The 14,915-nt window shown below is 64.6% G+C and carries 9 protein-coding genes and 1 tRNA gene; 2 read left to right on the top strand and 8 right to left on the bottom strand.

All coding sequences use genetic code 11. The annotated features are described in order from the left end of the window. Nucleotides 1–83: 83 nt before the first annotated feature. The gene (locus IPM84_12480; protein MBK9093563.1) at nt 84–905 is read right to left on the bottom strand and encodes a hypothetical protein; all 822 of its coding nucleotides are present in this window, start codon (nt 903–905) and stop codon (nt 84–86) included. A gap of 18 nt (nt 906–923) precedes the next feature. Beyond that, nucleotides 924–3,605, bottom strand: a complete 2,682-nt coding sequence (locus IPM84_12485) for a hypothetical protein (protein MBK9093564.1) — start codon at nt 3,603–3,605, stop codon at nt 924–926. 289 nt (nt 3,606–3,894) lie between these two features. On the opposite strand from IPM84_12485, the gene IPM84_12490 reads away from it, so the two are divergent. After that, a complete protein-coding gene (locus tag IPM84_12490; GenBank protein ID MBK9093565.1) occupies nt 3,895–4,122 on the top strand; it encodes a hypothetical protein in 228 nt (75 codons plus the stop codon). Nucleotides 4,123–4,199: 77 nt separating this feature from the next. Here the strand turns inward: IPM84_12490 and IPM84_12495 are convergent, their stop codons facing one another. The 6 genes from IPM84_12495 to IPM84_12520 form a co-directional block, all read right to left on the bottom strand. Continuing rightward, the gene (locus tag IPM84_12495; GenBank protein MBK9093566.1) at nt 4,200–5,669 is read right to left on the bottom strand and encodes a phosphoglucomutase/phosphomannomutase family protein; all 1,470 of its coding nucleotides are present in this window, start codon (nt 5,667–5,669) and stop codon (nt 4,200–4,202) included. Between the two features lie 26 nt (nt 5,670–5,695). Then, nucleotides 5,696–6,451 (bottom strand): class I SAM-dependent methyltransferase, encoded by a 756-nt coding sequence (locus IPM84_12500; GenBank protein MBK9093567.1) that lies wholly within the window; start codon nt 6,449–6,451, stop codon nt 5,696–5,698. 428 nt (nt 6,452–6,879) lie between these two features. Beyond that, the gene (locus tag IPM84_12505; GenBank protein ID MBK9093568.1) at nt 6,880–8,103 is read right to left on the bottom strand and encodes a glycosyltransferase; all 1,224 of its coding nucleotides are present in this window, start codon (nt 8,101–8,103) and stop codon (nt 6,880–6,882) included. Then, nucleotides 8,097–9,143, bottom strand: a complete 1,047-nt coding sequence (locus IPM84_12510) for a glycosyltransferase (GenBank protein MBK9093569.1) — start codon at nt 9,141–9,143, stop codon at nt 8,097–8,099. The genes IPM84_12505 and IPM84_12510 overlap by 7 nt, the downstream gene beginning before the upstream one ends. Before the next feature lie 42 nt (nt 9,144–9,185). Then, nucleotides 9,186–10,652, bottom strand: a complete 1,467-nt coding sequence (locus IPM84_12515; protein ID MBK9093570.1) for a lipopolysaccharide biosynthesis protein — start codon at nt 10,650–10,652, stop codon at nt 9,186–9,188. Between the two features lie 72 nt (nt 10,653–10,724). Continuing rightward, a tRNA-Thr gene (locus IPM84_12520) sits at nt 10,725–10,797 on the bottom strand. 270 nt (nt 10,798–11,067) lie between these two features. Here IPM84_12520 and IPM84_12525 point away from each other — a divergent pair. Further along, complete coding sequence (locus IPM84_12525; protein ID MBK9093571.1) at nt 11,068–14,214, top strand: SUMF1/EgtB/PvdO family nonheme iron enzyme; 3,147 nt, start codon at nt 11,068–11,070, stop codon at nt 14,212–14,214. Nucleotides 14,215–14,915: the final 701 nt, after the last annotated feature.

The raw sequence follows: 14,915 nt of genomic DNA on the forward strand, positions 1-14,915 counted from the left end.
CGGCTGGGAGTGGCGGTCAGGGTCTGTCAATTTTCAGAGGTGTTGAAAGAGTATGCGGCCAGCACGCCCGATGGATGAAAAAGTCACGGGGCCACCGTGATCATCACCTCTGCGCTGCTGACGAGGACATTGCCATTGGGACTAATCAGATCCGCACGCAGACGGTGTTGACCGCGTGCCAACGGCTTGGTCAGTTTGAGTTGCCACGCGCCGCTGGCGTTCGAGTTTGCCTCGCCCAGCGCCTGCTGATCCACCAACACGCGAATCCGGCTATCGGGCATGGCAGAGCCGCTAATCGTTGGCGCGCTGCGCGCGTTCAGCCGCGTGCTGGCAGTGGGCGCCAGTACCTTGGGCGGCTCGGGCGCCAGAATAGTCACCAACACCGGCGCCGAGCGTCCCAGGGGCCGCTGTTGCGCGTCGTTGGCCTGCGCGCGCAACAGGTGATCGCCTTCGGCCAGCGGGATGCTCAGATCAAGCGCCCACGTGCCGTCAGCGCCGGCCACCGTCTGCCCGAGGCGGCGATTGTTGTCAAAAACCTGGACGGTGGCGCCGGCAGGCGCGGTGCCCGCGACGTGCGCCAGGGGCGTGGGGAATCGTGACCCGTGGCGCGGGGTCACAATCGCGAGCGGTGTGACGTCGGCCGGAGTGGTAGGTGTGATTGTACGGGTGACCGCCGGCGTTGTCTCGGGTGCTGCCGGCGGCGCGATCGTGATCACTGTTTGAACGACAGGGGGGACAGGGGGGCCGAGAGGCGTGGGCGTTGCCAGGGCCAGTTCGGACGCGCGACGCTGAATCGTGAAGTTGAACACGCTCAACAGCAGGAGCACGATGAGTGCGCCGGTGAGCAGGAGCACATTCAGGCGATCCAGCGGCCATTCCCAGAATGGTGGGCGTTGTGGTTGCATCGGCTTCTCCCTGAGCGTCTACTCCAACGGTTTGACACTGCGCCGGCGGCCGTCCGCGCCGGTGCTGCGCTCGGCCGCTTCCTGAATCCAGGCTGCGTAGTTACCGACGGGCAAACCGGCGTCTTCCACAGCGGCAGCCAGTTCGGCCGGCGTGGCCGCGGCGAGACCGGCAAAGCTGTAGAAACCGGCCGCGGCCAGCGCATCGGCTGTCTTTTCGCCCACCTGCGCCAGCAGCGCCAGGTTATCAGGCTGCAGCGCGCGCAGCGACGGTTGTGCCTGCAGCGCCGCCGCGCCCTGCTCGGCTGCCAGCCTTGCCTGCCTGAGCCAGTCTGCATAATTGGTCTTGCGCCAGGCCGGCGCCTTGATGATGGCGGCCACTTGTTCGACGGACAGTGCAGCCAGGCCGGCAAAGGTGGTGATGCCGGCCGCGCGCAGCCGCTGGTCATAGGCTGGGCCGATGCCGTCAATATCAATCAAGGGGTCATCGCCCAGGGTGATCGCTGCGGGGCCGCGTGTTGGCAGGCCACTGACCGCCATGCCGACAGCCCCCATGGCGAACGCGGGCATCTCGACCGCGGGCGCTTCGAAGGTTGGCAGTTCCAGCGTGGGCGTCTCGAATGCGCCAAGTTCGACCGCGGGCGCTTCGAAGGTCGGCAGTTCGACGGCGGGCAGGGCGAATGCGCCCAGTTCGACCGCGGGCGCTTCCAGCGTAGGCATCTCGAATGCGCCCAGTTCGACCGCGGGCGCTTCGAAGGTCGGCAGTTCGACCGCAGGCGCTTCCAGCGTGGGCATCTCGAATGCGCCAAATTCGACCGCAGGCGCTTCCAGCGTAGGCATCTCGAATGCGCCAAGTTCGACCGCAGGCGTCTCGAAGGTCGGCAGTTCAACGGCGGGTGCTTCCAGCGTGGGCGTCTCGAATGCGCCCAGTTCGACCGCGGGCGTCTCGAAGGTTGGCAGTTCAACGGCGGGCGTCTCGAATGCGCCAAGTTCGACCGCGGGCGCTTCAAAGGTCGGCAGTTCGACGGCAGGCAGTTCCAGCGTGGGCGTCTCGAATGCGCCAAGTTCGACCGCAGGCGTCTCGAAGGTTGGCAGTTCGACGGCGGGCGTCTCGAATGCGCCAAGTTCGACCGCGGGCGTCTCGAAGGTTGGCAGTTCAACGGCGGGCGTCTCGAATGCGCCAAGTTCGACCGCGGGCGCTTCAAAGGTCGGCAGTTCGACCGCAGGCGCTTCCAGCGTGGGCATCTCGAATGCGCCAAATTCGACCGCAGGCGCTTCCAGCGTAGGCATCTCGAATGCGCCAAGTTCGACCGCGGGCGTCTCGAAGGTCGGCAGTTCGATGGCGGGCAGTTCCAGCGTGGGCGTCTCGAATGCGCCAAGTTCGACCGCGGGCAGTTCCAGCGTGGGCGTCTCGAATACGCCAAGTTCGACCGCGGGCGCTTCGAAGGTTGGCAGTTCAACGGCGGGCGCATTGAAGGTTGGCAGTTCAACGGCGGGCGCTTCCAGCGTGGGCGTCTCGAATGTGCCCAGTTCGACCGCTGGCAGTTCCAGCGTGGGCGTCTCGAATACGCCAAGTTCGACCGCAGGCGCTTCGAAGGTTGGCAGTTCAACGGCGGGCGCATTGAAGGTTGGCAGTTCAACGGCGGGCGCTTCCAGCGTGGGCGTCTCGAATGTGCCCAGTTCGACCGCTGGCAGTTCCAGCGTGGGCGTCTCGAATGCGCCAAGTTCGACCGCGGGCGCTTCGAAGGTCGGCAGTTCAACGGCGGGCGTCTCGAATGCGCCCAGTTCGACCGCGGGCGTCTCGAAGGTCGGCAGGGCGACGGCGGGCAGTTCCAGCGTGGGCATCTCGAATGCGCCAAGTTCGACCGCGGGCGCTTCGAAGGTCGGCAGTTCGACCGCAGGCGCTTCCAGCGTGGGCATCTCGAATGCGCCAAATTCGACCGCAGGCGCTTCCAGCGTAGGCGTCTCGAATGCGCCAAGTTCGACCGCGGGCGTCTCGAAGGTCGGCAGTTCAACGGCGGGTGCTTCCAGCGTGGGCGTCTCGAATGCGCCCAGTTCGACCGCGGGCGTCTCGAAGGTTGGCAGTTCAACGGCGGGCAGTTCCAGCGCGGGCGTCTCGAATGCGCCTAGTTCGACCGCGGGCGTCTCGAAGGTCGGCAGTTCGATGGCGGGCGTCTCGAATGCGCCAAGTTCGACCGCGGGCGTCTCGAAGGCCGGCAGTTCAACCGCGGGCGTCTCGAATGCGCCCAGTTCGACCGCGGGCGTCTCGAAGGCCGGCAGTTCGACTGCGGGCAGTTCCAGCGCGGGCGTCTCGAATGCGCCAAGTTCGACCGCGGGCGCTTCGAAGGTCGGTAGGGCGACGGCGGGCGTCTCAAGCTCAGCGGTCTCCAGCGGCTCCGCGTCGCTGACCACGGCTGCCAGGCGAGCCAGGCGTTCGGCCTGCATCCGCTCCATCTCTTGTGTACGCTGCGCCACTTCCCCTTGCAGGGCGTTCATGCGCGTCTGTGCCCGTTCCAAACGGCCATCCAGGTCGCCGATGCGGCTGTCTTTCGCGCGCACGGTCGCCTGCAACTGCTCTACCCGTTCATCGCGCACCTGCTTGCGCCAGCGCCGAAAATACCAGATTTCCAGCACCAGTTCAAGTACCAGCCCCACAATGAATCCAATGATGCCAGCAATCAGCAAATTGAGTGCGCTTGCCATGCTTTTCCCCCTCTCCTTCCCATGCTCGATGGTACGCCTGCGCGGCGGTTGCGATTTGTGCGGTGACATTGGTTGCTCCAGATGATCGTTTCATGAACGCCTCGGCCAGGTACATTATAAAGCCGATTCAGACTAGCGTCAACCATCCGCAACGTCGCAGCAATCATGCCGGGCCGACGCGATCGTGTGACAATTTTGTTATTTTCCCGTCTACAGCACTAGAACGAATCAACGCAACCATGAGACGGCTAATGCAGCGAAGCGTGAAATAATCAAAATGAGGCGACTGGTGACCTGCGAGCAATTGGAATCTCTCTACGCGACTTTCCTCGATAACCTTGCCACCCGCGACGAAATTCGACTGATCCATGACCACCTGGCGGTCTGCCTGCGTTGCCGTTCCAGCCTGACCTGGACGCATCAAGCCATGGCCGGTCATGATTCCGTTACACCCCCGCGCGGGTTTCGTGAACGCTTACTGGCACGCTTGCGCCAGGAGACGACCAAGAACGTCTGAACAACGAAGGCCGCATCTGTGTGATGCGGCCTTCGTTGTTCAGGCTGTTGGCGGCCGCGGCATGCGCCGCGGTCGGGCTAATGGCTCCCGTTTAGCTTTCCCGGCGGCGGCACCAGGGTCTCGCCAGCCTGCAGCAGCGATGTCACCATGATGGCGCTGCGTGCTTCGGCGTACATGCGCAGCACCGGTTCGGTGCCGGATGGGCGAATGAGCAGCCAACTGTCGTCCTGCAGCATGTACTTGACGCCGTCGTTGGCCAGCACGCGGGCGACCGGCATTCCGGCCAATGTGGCAGGTGGAGACTGCATCAGCCGCTGCACCATTTCACTCTTGGTGAAGGGCGGCTGGCCGTTGATGGTGCGCAGTTGAAAGTCGTTGCGCGCGTAGTAGAACGCGCCTACCTCCTGCACCAGGTCGTTCAACAGCGCCTGGCAATCGCCGCCGTGCGCGGCCAGGATTTCGGCTAACAGCATCCCCATCAGCACGCCGTCGCCCTCCGGGATGTGGCCCTTGATGCTGATCCCGCCCGACTCTTCGCCGCCGATCAAGACATCATGATTCATCATCAGGTCGCTGATGTGGTTGAAGCCCACCGGCGTCTCGCGCAGCTCCAGGCCATAGCGGGCCGCCAGGCGATTGAGCATCTGGGTGGTGGAAACGGTCTTGACCACCATGCCGCGCTGTTGGCGCTGCTCGATCAGGTAGCGCAGGCTGAGCGACATGATGACATGCGGGTCAATGAAGCGGCCATCCGGCGCCATCGCGCCGATGCGGTCAGCGTCGCCGTCGGTCGCCAGGCCCAGATGCCAGTCGCCGCCGCTCAGGGCTTCGGCCAACGGCTGCAAGTAGCGCTCGATCGGTTCGGGATGAATGCCGTTGAAGCCGGGGTTCATCTCCCCGCGCAGTTCAACCACCTCAGCGCCCGCATCGCGCAGGAACTCGGCCAGATAGCCGCGGCCGGCGCCGTACATGGCGTCTACCACCACACGCAGCCCGCCGCGCCCAATCGTCTCGAAATCCACCAGGGTCGCCAGGTGATCGCGATAGGCCGGGCGCGGGTCGAAGCGCCGGATCAGGCCCTGTGCATGGGCCTCGTCGAAATCCAGAATCAGCGGTTTGCGGCCTTCCTGCTCGTTTTGCAGCAGACGCGCCTCCACCCGCTTGCAGTCGGCCGGCGAGGCTGAGCCGCCATACGCCGCCTTGAATTTGATGCCGTTGTAACGCGGCGGGTTGTGGCTGGCCGTGATCATGACGCCGCCTTGCGCCCGGTGCAGCACAATGGCGTGCGAAATCACCGGCGTGGGCGTGTCTGCATGAGTCAGGTCAACCTGGATGCCGTTCGCAGCCAGGACACAGGCCACCTCGCGCGCGTAGCGGTCGGACAAAAAACGCGTGTCGAAACCAACCACCATGCGCACAGGGGCAACATCGGGGTACTGCTGGCAGACGACATCAGCAATGGCCTGCGCGACCAGGCGCACATTGGCAAAGGTGAAGGTGTCGCTGATGACGGCGCGCCAGCCATCGGTTCCAAATCGGATATCCATTGACGGTACTTCCTCCGGGGCTAGTCTTATGATCCAAAGGGCCTTTTCATTGTACCATCGTTAGGCGAGGGCGCCAAAGGCGGTTTGCGGAAAAATCCGATCAGGCCACTGCGCAGACCGGCCAACGCCGGCCGCGCCAGCAGGCGGCTGTAGCGCAGGGCCAAGGCGTAACTCCAGCGGACGAAGGCGAAATAACCGGCGGTCTCATCCACGGTGTAAAGCGCCTCGCTCACAAAGCCGGCGGCCATCATCCTGGCGGCCAAAGCGGCCCGCGTGTTGCAGCGGAACAGGGTGGGGAAGACGCTACCCTCACGCGTGCCCAGGCCTCGATGAACCGCCACATGCGCCGCGTGCGGCAGCACGGCCGCGGCCAGCGTCGAAGGGCCGGCCAGGTTGGGCGTTTTGACCACCAGCAGGCCGCCGGGCTTGAGCACGCGCCAGAATTCGGCAAAGGTCTGTGCCGGCCGCGCCAGGTGTTCGATGACATCGTAGCAGAGCACCAGGTCGAACAGCGCGTCCCGGTAGGGAATGGCGTCCAGCGAGCCGATGGCGTACCGATGCGACGGCAGGGGGTCGGGGCGAAAGAGGTCCAGGCCGACCACTTCGATGTCGGCGCGGTGGCGGCGCAGGAGCCAGGTGCCCGGCCCGCTGCCCGCGTCCAGCACCAGCGCGCCGGGGGTCAGGGCCGCGGCCAATCGCCGCCGCATCTCGCCATACGCGGCCTCGGTGTATGCAGGGTAAACCGCCTGCTCGATGAGATTTTGTTCTTCCCAGGTCAACATGCCAATTCAAACCTTTCCAGCCGCTTAACTACTGGGTCTGCCTGGAATTCAGACAGGATTCACAGGATTGACAGGATATTCGAACTCTCGTGCCGATAGTTTTGCACACCACAGAGCAAGAATCCTGTTCATCCTGTTCATCCTGTCCAAATCGGCCTGCAGGGTGAGCAGTTATTAGGATTCACAGGATTGACAGGATATTCGAACTCTCGTGCCGATAGTTTTGCACACCACAGAGCAAGAATCCTGTACATCCTGTTCATCCTGTCCAAATCGGCCTGCAGGGTGAGCAGTTACCAGGATTCACAGGATTGACAGGATATTCGAACTCTCGTGCCGATAGTTTTGCACACCACAGAGCAAGAATCCTGTACATCCTGTTCATCCTGTCCAAATCGGCCTGCAGGGTGCGCCCATCAGGCGCGGTTTCAATCGCCCTTTTCATTGACCGACCGCCCGGCCAGGGTTGCCACGATCAGATCGGAGATGCGCTCGACGCGGGCATCCCAGGTTTGCCCGGCTGCAAACTGACGCCGGGCCGCGGCCGCGGCTTCATCAGGGGCCTGGCGCAGGGCCAGCTCGACCTGGCCCGGGAAAGCCGCCGCGTCAGGCGCCATGCCGACCAGCGGGGCCATGTCCGCCACCGCGGGGATGGCAGTGCTGACGATGGGCCGGCCGATGGCGAGATATTCGTACAGCTTGAGGGGGCTGATGTGGTGCGTCCACGCGTTGATCCGGTACGGCATCAGGCAGACATCGCACGCGGCGATGGCGTGAGGCACCTGCGTCACCGGCAGCGCGCCAACGAAATGCACGTTGGGCTGAGCACGCAGCTCAGCCAGATCATCCAGATTGTAGCGCAACGTCACCGGGCCGACCAACACGATCTGCCAGGCGCGGTTGGCGGCGGCCAGCGCGCTGAGCAGGCGCAGGTCAATCTTCTCGTTGATGGCGCCCACGAAGCCCAGGCGAGGATGGGGCACGGCCGCCAGCGCGGCCGGTTCCTGCGGATGCGCCAGCGCGGCGGCAAATTCGGCGAAGTCCACGCCGTTGGGCACCAGGTGCGTGTTGGGCTGCCAGGCCTGCTTGGCCGCCAGCAAGGGCGCGGACGTGACCAGCACCAGGTCCGCGCGGCGCATGATGATCTGCTCCAGCGCCTGCACGCGGCCGGGGCGATTGGCGGCCTGATCGGCCTGGAACTCCATTTCGTAGGCTGCATACTCATCCACCGCGTGGTAGATGACCATCTGCTCGCCGCACTGCCCGATGACATCGCCCTGGTCGGGCCGAAAGAGCCAGAGGATGGGCGCCTGCCCGCCGCCGATTTGACGCACCGCGGCGCGCAGGGCAAGGCCGCGGCCCCAGGCGGTGATCTGGCGCAGGGGCGGCCGGCCGCTCAACGGCAGCCAGAGGGGGTCGCGGTAGACGAACAGGCCGTCCTGCACGTGCTGCGGCCGCGGCCAGGCCAGGGTGTGATCCGCCTCCAAGCGCCGCGCACGCATGCTATGCAGGGCTTCGCTCAGATAGGGCCGCGGCTCCACCCACAGCACGCGGTTGTGGCGGGCAAAGCGCGTGAGCAACTGATGACGATTGCGCCACAGCCCGTTCCAGCGCTCCGGCGTCAGACAAACGAAGGTCTGGTCGCTCAGCATGGCGCACCTCGCCGGGCTTTCTGATAGGCAGCCAGGTGCATTTGCGCCACCACGGGCCAGGCCAGCGTCTGCGCGTAGGTGAGACAGGCGGCCTGCGCCGTCGCCTGGTCGAGTTGGCGCACGGTGCGCAGGGCCTGCGCCAGATCGGCCGCGTTCTCCGGCTGGAACAGGATGCCGCGGCCGTCCGCGGCTAGTTCGGGGAATGGCCCCAGGCGCGGCGCGACGATGGGACAGCCAAAGGAGAGGGCGAGCAGGGCGGCGCCAGAGGTGGTGACGGCCCGGTAAGGCAGGATGCAGGCATCGCTGGCGTGAAAGAGGACCTGCAGTTCGTCATCAGGCACATGGCGCAAGAGCAAGCGCACGCGCGGGTCGCGGCCGGCCAGGTCGGCGATGGCTGCGGCATAGGCGGGCTGATGGGCATGACCGGCCACGAGCAGGCGCGCCTGCGGATCATCCAGCGTGCGGAAGGCGTCCAGCAGCAGTTCCAGGCCTTTGTACGGGCGCACGCCGCCGAGGAAGAGATAGACCGGGCCGGCGTCGCTCAGGCCCAGGCGTTCACGCGCCTGCGGCCGGGTGACGGTGTCAGGATAGGCGCCGAGGTAGCTGCCGTGCGGGGCGCTGTAGACCTTGGCGGCCCAGGGCGCCAGGGCCTGCGCGCTGACCGCGTCGTGCGCGTGCAGGGCGCTGACCAGGCGAAAGAGGGTGCGATTGCCCCAGGCGTTGAGCCGTGGGGCGCGGCGCTCGTGGTGCGCCAGGTTGTGTACCGTGTAGACGACGGTCACGCCCCACAGCCGGGCCAGGGCCAGGGTGAGCAGCAGGATGAACAGGCGCCAGGCGCTGAGCCAGGACCGCGGCGCGGCGTAGAGCAGTTCGAGCCAATGCAGGTGAATGACATCCAGCCCGCGGCGACGCTGGGCCAGCAGGCTGAGCGGGGAGAGGCCGCTGACCAGGGCCGCGTCGGCCCCCTGCGCCCGCAGACCGTCGGCCAGCAGGCGCACGTAGGGGTTGAGTTGGACGTTCGAGACGAGCAGGACGCGCACGCATTACCTCATTGGCGGCTGAAGCCGCGACTACGAGCCACGTCAGGCGGGGCGTCGTTGGTTCCACAGGCCCTGGGCCTGGACGAGACCCCGCTGCGCCAGGCTGCGCAGTTCGGCGTCGGCGGCCAGGGTCAGGCCGGCGTACAGGGTCATGGCGACGGCGCCGCTGAAGAGCAGGGAGAGCAGGCTGGCTTCGCCAAAGAGCAGGGTGCGCAGGCCAAAGGTGATGGCCGCGCTGAGGATGGCAAAGGCCAGCGCGGGCAGCAGCAGGCGGCCGTACATGCGCAGAGACGCGCCAATCACCTTGTTGCACAGCCAGGCGGAGATGAACCAGTCAACCACTGCGACGATAGCCGACAGCGCGCTGACCCCCACCACCCCCCAGTAATAGACGGCCGGATACAGGAAAATGAGCATGGTGGCCAGACGCCAGAGCGCGATGTAGGTCAGCCATTGAGGCTTGCCGCCGCCCTTGAAGACGTTGCCCATGTTGGCGGCCACCGAACGGCACAGGCCGTAGACGGCCAGGAGCTGGATCGGCAGGACCGCGTCGCCCCACTTCACGGGGTCGAGGACATGAATGAAATCGGCCGCGAAGAAGATGGTCAGGATAGCCACGGGCACCGACAGCAGCGAAACGAAGCGCACGGTGCGGAAGAAGGTCAGACGGAAATAGGGCAGATCATCCTGCAGGCGGGCGAAGGCCGGGAACATGACCTGGTTGACCAGCGCGGTGATTTGGGTGGCGGGAATGTTGGAGAGCAGATAGGCGATGCCATAGACGCCAAGCGCCGCCATGCCGGCCATGCGCCCGACAAAGGCATCGTCCACATTGGTGATGGCGAAGATGAGGATCTGGCTGACCACGAGGTGCATGCCGTAATTGAACATCTCGCGGGCGATGCGTGTATTGAAACGAAAGGCCGGGCGATAGGGCACCACCAGCCAGACCAGGATGACGCCCAGGATTGCCTCCAGGATTTTGCCCCAGACCAACGCCCACACGCCGAAACCGAGCACGCCGAGGACGATCGCCAGGATGCCGTAACCGACGGTGGGAATGACATCGGGCAGGACTTTGCGCTTGAAGTCGAGTTCTTTAGCCAGGAGCACAAAATGGACGGTGCCAGGTGAACGAATGAGCAAGGTGAAGGCCAGCACCTGCACCACCGGCGTGATACGCGGGTCATTGAAGAAGACGGCGATGAGGGGCGCGCCGAAATAGGCAATGGCCGCGTAGACCAGCGAGGTCAGGTTGGTGATCCAAAAGGTGACATCAGCGGCTTCGGCGATGTCCTGCTTGCGGTAGATGAGCGCCGAACTGAAGCCGAACTCGCGCAGGAGCTGCAGCGATTCCAGGGCCAGGAACGCGGTCTGGGCAATGCCGAAGTCTTCCGGGATGAGCAGCTTGAGCAGGATGATCTTGGACAGAAACGAAAGGACGCGGGAGGCCAGCGTCGAGAGGAAGACCCAGAAAATACCCGATACGATTTTGCGATCGAATGACATGCGGAAAAATCCTACGGCGCAAATCTTTTCACAAAAAAGAGCAGGGCCGTGTGGGCCCTGCTCTGTTTCGAGAGCCATCCGTCGGAATCGAACCGACAACCTAGCGCTTACGAAGCGCTTGCTCTACCGATTGAGCTAGGATGGCAGCGACATGTTGTTGAACCGTCCACGCCCAAGCTTCATGCTGCGGGCTGAGCGTTTCAACAGACAGGCCGATTATACCAAAGTCCAGCACGCTTGCCAAATGACGCGTGGGGTGAAGGCTCCATTCGTGTCCATTCGTGCAATTCGTGGCATAATCCGGGGCGCGGGATTGACCGCGGCTTACAGATGCGGTATGATTGCCTGCGCAAGGCCGTGCTGAAAGTGAACCTGCGCCGGCGTTAGCCGCATCTTACCCTGGAGAACCATCACCATGCGTAAGCAATCTTGGGCGATTACCCTTCTCGTGATCCTGATCCTGGCCGGCCTGGCGCTGACCGCGGGCCGCTGGGTGCCTTTCCTGGCCCGCTTCGTACAGCTCAACACTGACCTGATCCAGGGACTGGCCGACCTGGTGCAGCTACTGCTCTGGATCGCAGCCGGCGCGCTGGTTTTGCTGCGCGGCCGCGGCTGGCGCGGTGTGCCGCCGGTCGAGCCTATTTCTGATCAGGAAGCTGATGACGAATCAAGAGACGTGCCTACGCCGCCGTCATCGCCGGTCTCACCCACCAATACCTATTCGGCCGCGCAGGAAGGCAGCGGCAACGCCACTGCGCAAGGCGCCAACGCCCAAGCCGCGTCTGGCGGCAGCATCGTGGCACGTGACATTCATGGCCCTGTGACCATCAACCCGCCGCCTCCCCCTGACCCTGCCCGGCCAGATCCGGCCAGCCTGCGCCGGGCGTACCTGAACCGCGTGCTGGAGCAGGCCGGCGCGTTGTCGCTCGGCGGCGTTGATCCGCGAGTGGCGAGCGATGCCAAGGCACGACTCAATCTGGCGGCTGTCTACACCGCGCTGCTCACCCAAACCCAGGAGTTCGAGGAACGCGCTGGGCACAGACTGGAAGCGCCACGCGAAGGCCAGCGCCTGTCGGCCGTGGCGCAATTGAATCGCTATGCACGCCTGGTCGTTCTGGGCGATCCAGGCAGTGGCAAGAGCACCCTCGTCAATTTCGTCGCGCTCTGCCTGGCTGGCGAGGCCCTGGGCGACAGCGCTGCCAACCTGGCGCTGTTAAGGGCTCCGCTGCCGCCGGAGAAGGATGAGGCATCGCGCGCAGTGGCGCGCGACGAGCAGGAGGAGAAAAAACCGCAGCCCTGGACCCACGGTGCACTGCTGCCGGTGCAGATCGTCCTGCGCGATCTGGCTGCGCGCGGCCTTCCCGCAGCCGGCCGACCGGCCACAGCCGAGCATTTGTGGCAGCATATTGTGGCCTCTCTGCGTGCAGCTTCCTGCGGCGAATACGAGCCTTTCCTGCGCAATGAACTGCGCGAACGCGGGGGCTTGCTGCTCCTGGATGGGTTGGATGAAGTACCGGAAGCGGATCAACGGCGGGTGCAGATCAGGCAGGCCATCGAGGATTTCGCGGCCTCTTTTCCGCGCTGCCGCATCCTGGTGACGAGCCGCACCTACGCCTATCAGCAGCAGGATTGGCGCCTGCCAGGCTTTGTCGAGACCGTCCTGGCCCCTTTCAGCGCCGGCCAGATTCGACGTTTCATTGATCGCTGGTATGCTCACATCGGCGAGCTGCGCGGCTGGGATGCAGCCAACGCGCAGGGGCGTGCGCGGCTGCTGGCCAACGCTGTTTTCGGAAGCGATCGCCTGCGCAGCCTGGCCGAGCGCCCGCTGCTCCTGACTTTGATGGCGAGCCTGCACGCCTGGCGCGGCGGCAGCCTGCCGGAGAAGCGGGAAGAGTTGTACGCGGATGCCGTTGAGCTGCTGCTCGATTGGTGGGAGAACCAGCGCGTCGTGCGCGATGCGCAAGGCCAGCCCGAGGTCATCCAACCCAGCCTGGTGGAGTGGCTCAAACTCGATCATGAGAAAGTGCGTGCGGTTCTGCACACGCTGGCCTACCAGGCCCATGCGAATCAACCGACCCTGCTTGGCACGGCCGACATTGCGGAGGAAACGCTGGTTTCGCAACTGCTGGACGCCAGCCCGACGGGTGACATCAAGCCCAAACGCCTGGTGGAATACCTGAGCCAGCGCGCAGGCATCCTGCTGCCGCGCGGCGTCAAGGTGTACACTTTCCCGCATCGCACCTTCCAGGAATACCTGGCGGCCTGCTACCTAACCGACCACGATTTTCCTACGACCCTGGCCGAGCTGGCGCGGCAGGCGCCCGACCGCTGGCGCGAAGTGGCCTTGCTGGCCGGGGCCAAGGCCGCCAGGGGCACGTCCACCGCCATCTGGCTGCTGGTGGACGAACTGTGCTACCAGGAACCGACCGCGCCTGGTTACACCACCGCAGACGAGTGGGGCGCGCAGTTGGCCGGACAGGCCCTGGCGGAGATCGCCAACCTGGGACAGATCAGCGCGGCCCGCCGCGCCAGCGTCCAGCGGGTCATCCGCGGCCTGCGCCATGTGATGCGGGAGAGCGATCTACCGGCCCTCGAGCGTGCGTTGGCCGGCCGCACCCTGGCGCGGCTGGGCGACCCGCGGCTGGAAGTGCTGACCAGCGCGGCGATGGAATTCTGCTATGTTCCGGCAGGCCCCTTCTGGATGGGGAGCCAGGACGATCCGGATGCGGAGGACAACGAGCAGCCGCAGGAGAAGCTGGAGATGCCCTACGGCTACTGGATCGGCCGCTACCCGGTGACGAATGCGCAGTTCGGGGAGTTCACGGCTGCGGGTGGCTACCGCGAGGCGCGTTACTGGGGCGAGGCGCAGAAGGCGCAATACTGGAGTCCGGACGGATTCAAGGGGTGGGATGACAACGAGCCGCGTCAGAGGCCGCGTGATTATGGCGAACCGCAGAATCTCCCCAATCATCCGGTGGTGGAAGTGAGTTGGTACGAGGCGCTGGCTTACACGCGCTGGCTGGGGAACCGGCTGGCAGGGCAGATACCGGCGGGGTGGAGAGTGCAACTGCCGAACGAACCGGAGTGGGAGAAGGCGGCGCGGGGCGGGGTGGAGATACCGGCGCAGAAGTTGATGCGGTCGGCCGCCGTGGGGCTGACCGATGAGGGGACGCCGCGAATGCAGCTCAATCCCCTGGAACGGCGACGCTATCCGTGGAGCAACGACCCAGACGCCAACCGGGCGAACTACGACGAGAGCAGGATCGGGGCGACGAGCGCGGTGGGCTGTTTCCCGGGCGGCGCGAGTGTGTACGGGGTAGAGGAGCTGAGCGGCAACGTGTGGGAATGGACGCGGTCGCTGGATGGAAAGTATCCGTACCCCACGAGCGGCGCCGAGCGGGACAAGCGTGAGAACCTGGCGGGGGGGTCTTCTGATCTGCGGATCATCCGAGGAGGGACGTATTATGTCAATAGAACTCACGTTCGGTGCGCCCTGCGCTACTGGGACCCCCCGAATTACTGGAGCACCGATTGCGGTTTTCGTGTCGTGGTGTCCCCATGATGACTCTGGCCTCTGACCCTCTGGCCTCTGGAACTCTGAACCGGGTCGGAAGGGGCGGCAACGTCCGCGACCCAGAAGTCAGAAGGCAGGTTTCTGTGAGAAACTCGTTTTTTACTCACTCTATTTGAGCCAACGTGGCGACGAGGGAACAAATGCGATGCCGCCGAAGGCCGAAATTTTTTTTGGTGCAGCCCCTTGCGCAGGCTGACTGCTCCATCCAGCATCGGGCAAGCCGAGATCGTTCTAGACGGCGAAGGCTCCTTACCCGGCGGGCCTGCGCAAGGTTGGGCGATTTTTCGGTAGGCAACCCTCGCAGGGGCCAATGGACATCCCAGCCCCGTGAATGAATTCACGGTCTGATGCACACCCGTGAATGAATTCACGGTCTGATACACCCCCGTGAATGAATTCACGGTCTGATGCACACCCGTGAATGAATTCACGGTCTGATACACCCCCGTGAATGAATTCACGGTCTGATACACCGAAACCTGCTGAAGCAGGTTGGTGTTGGGTATGACGGCTGAATTCGCAAAACTCGCGGAGAGCGAATTGACGGTCTCAACCACCAGAATCTGACAAGACCGGTTTCCACCAGCGCAACCCGCTTGAGCGGGTTTGACGTATCAGTGGGGCATTCGGTGCGCCAACGCCGTCCGGCCAACCCCACCCATGAATGAATTCACGGTCTGATGCACCCC

Source organism: Candidatus Amarolinea dominans, assembly GCA_016719785.1.
In the GTDB taxonomy this organism is placed as follows: Bacteria; Chloroflexota; Anaerolineae; order SSC4; family Amarolineaceae; genus Amarolinea; species Amarolinea dominans.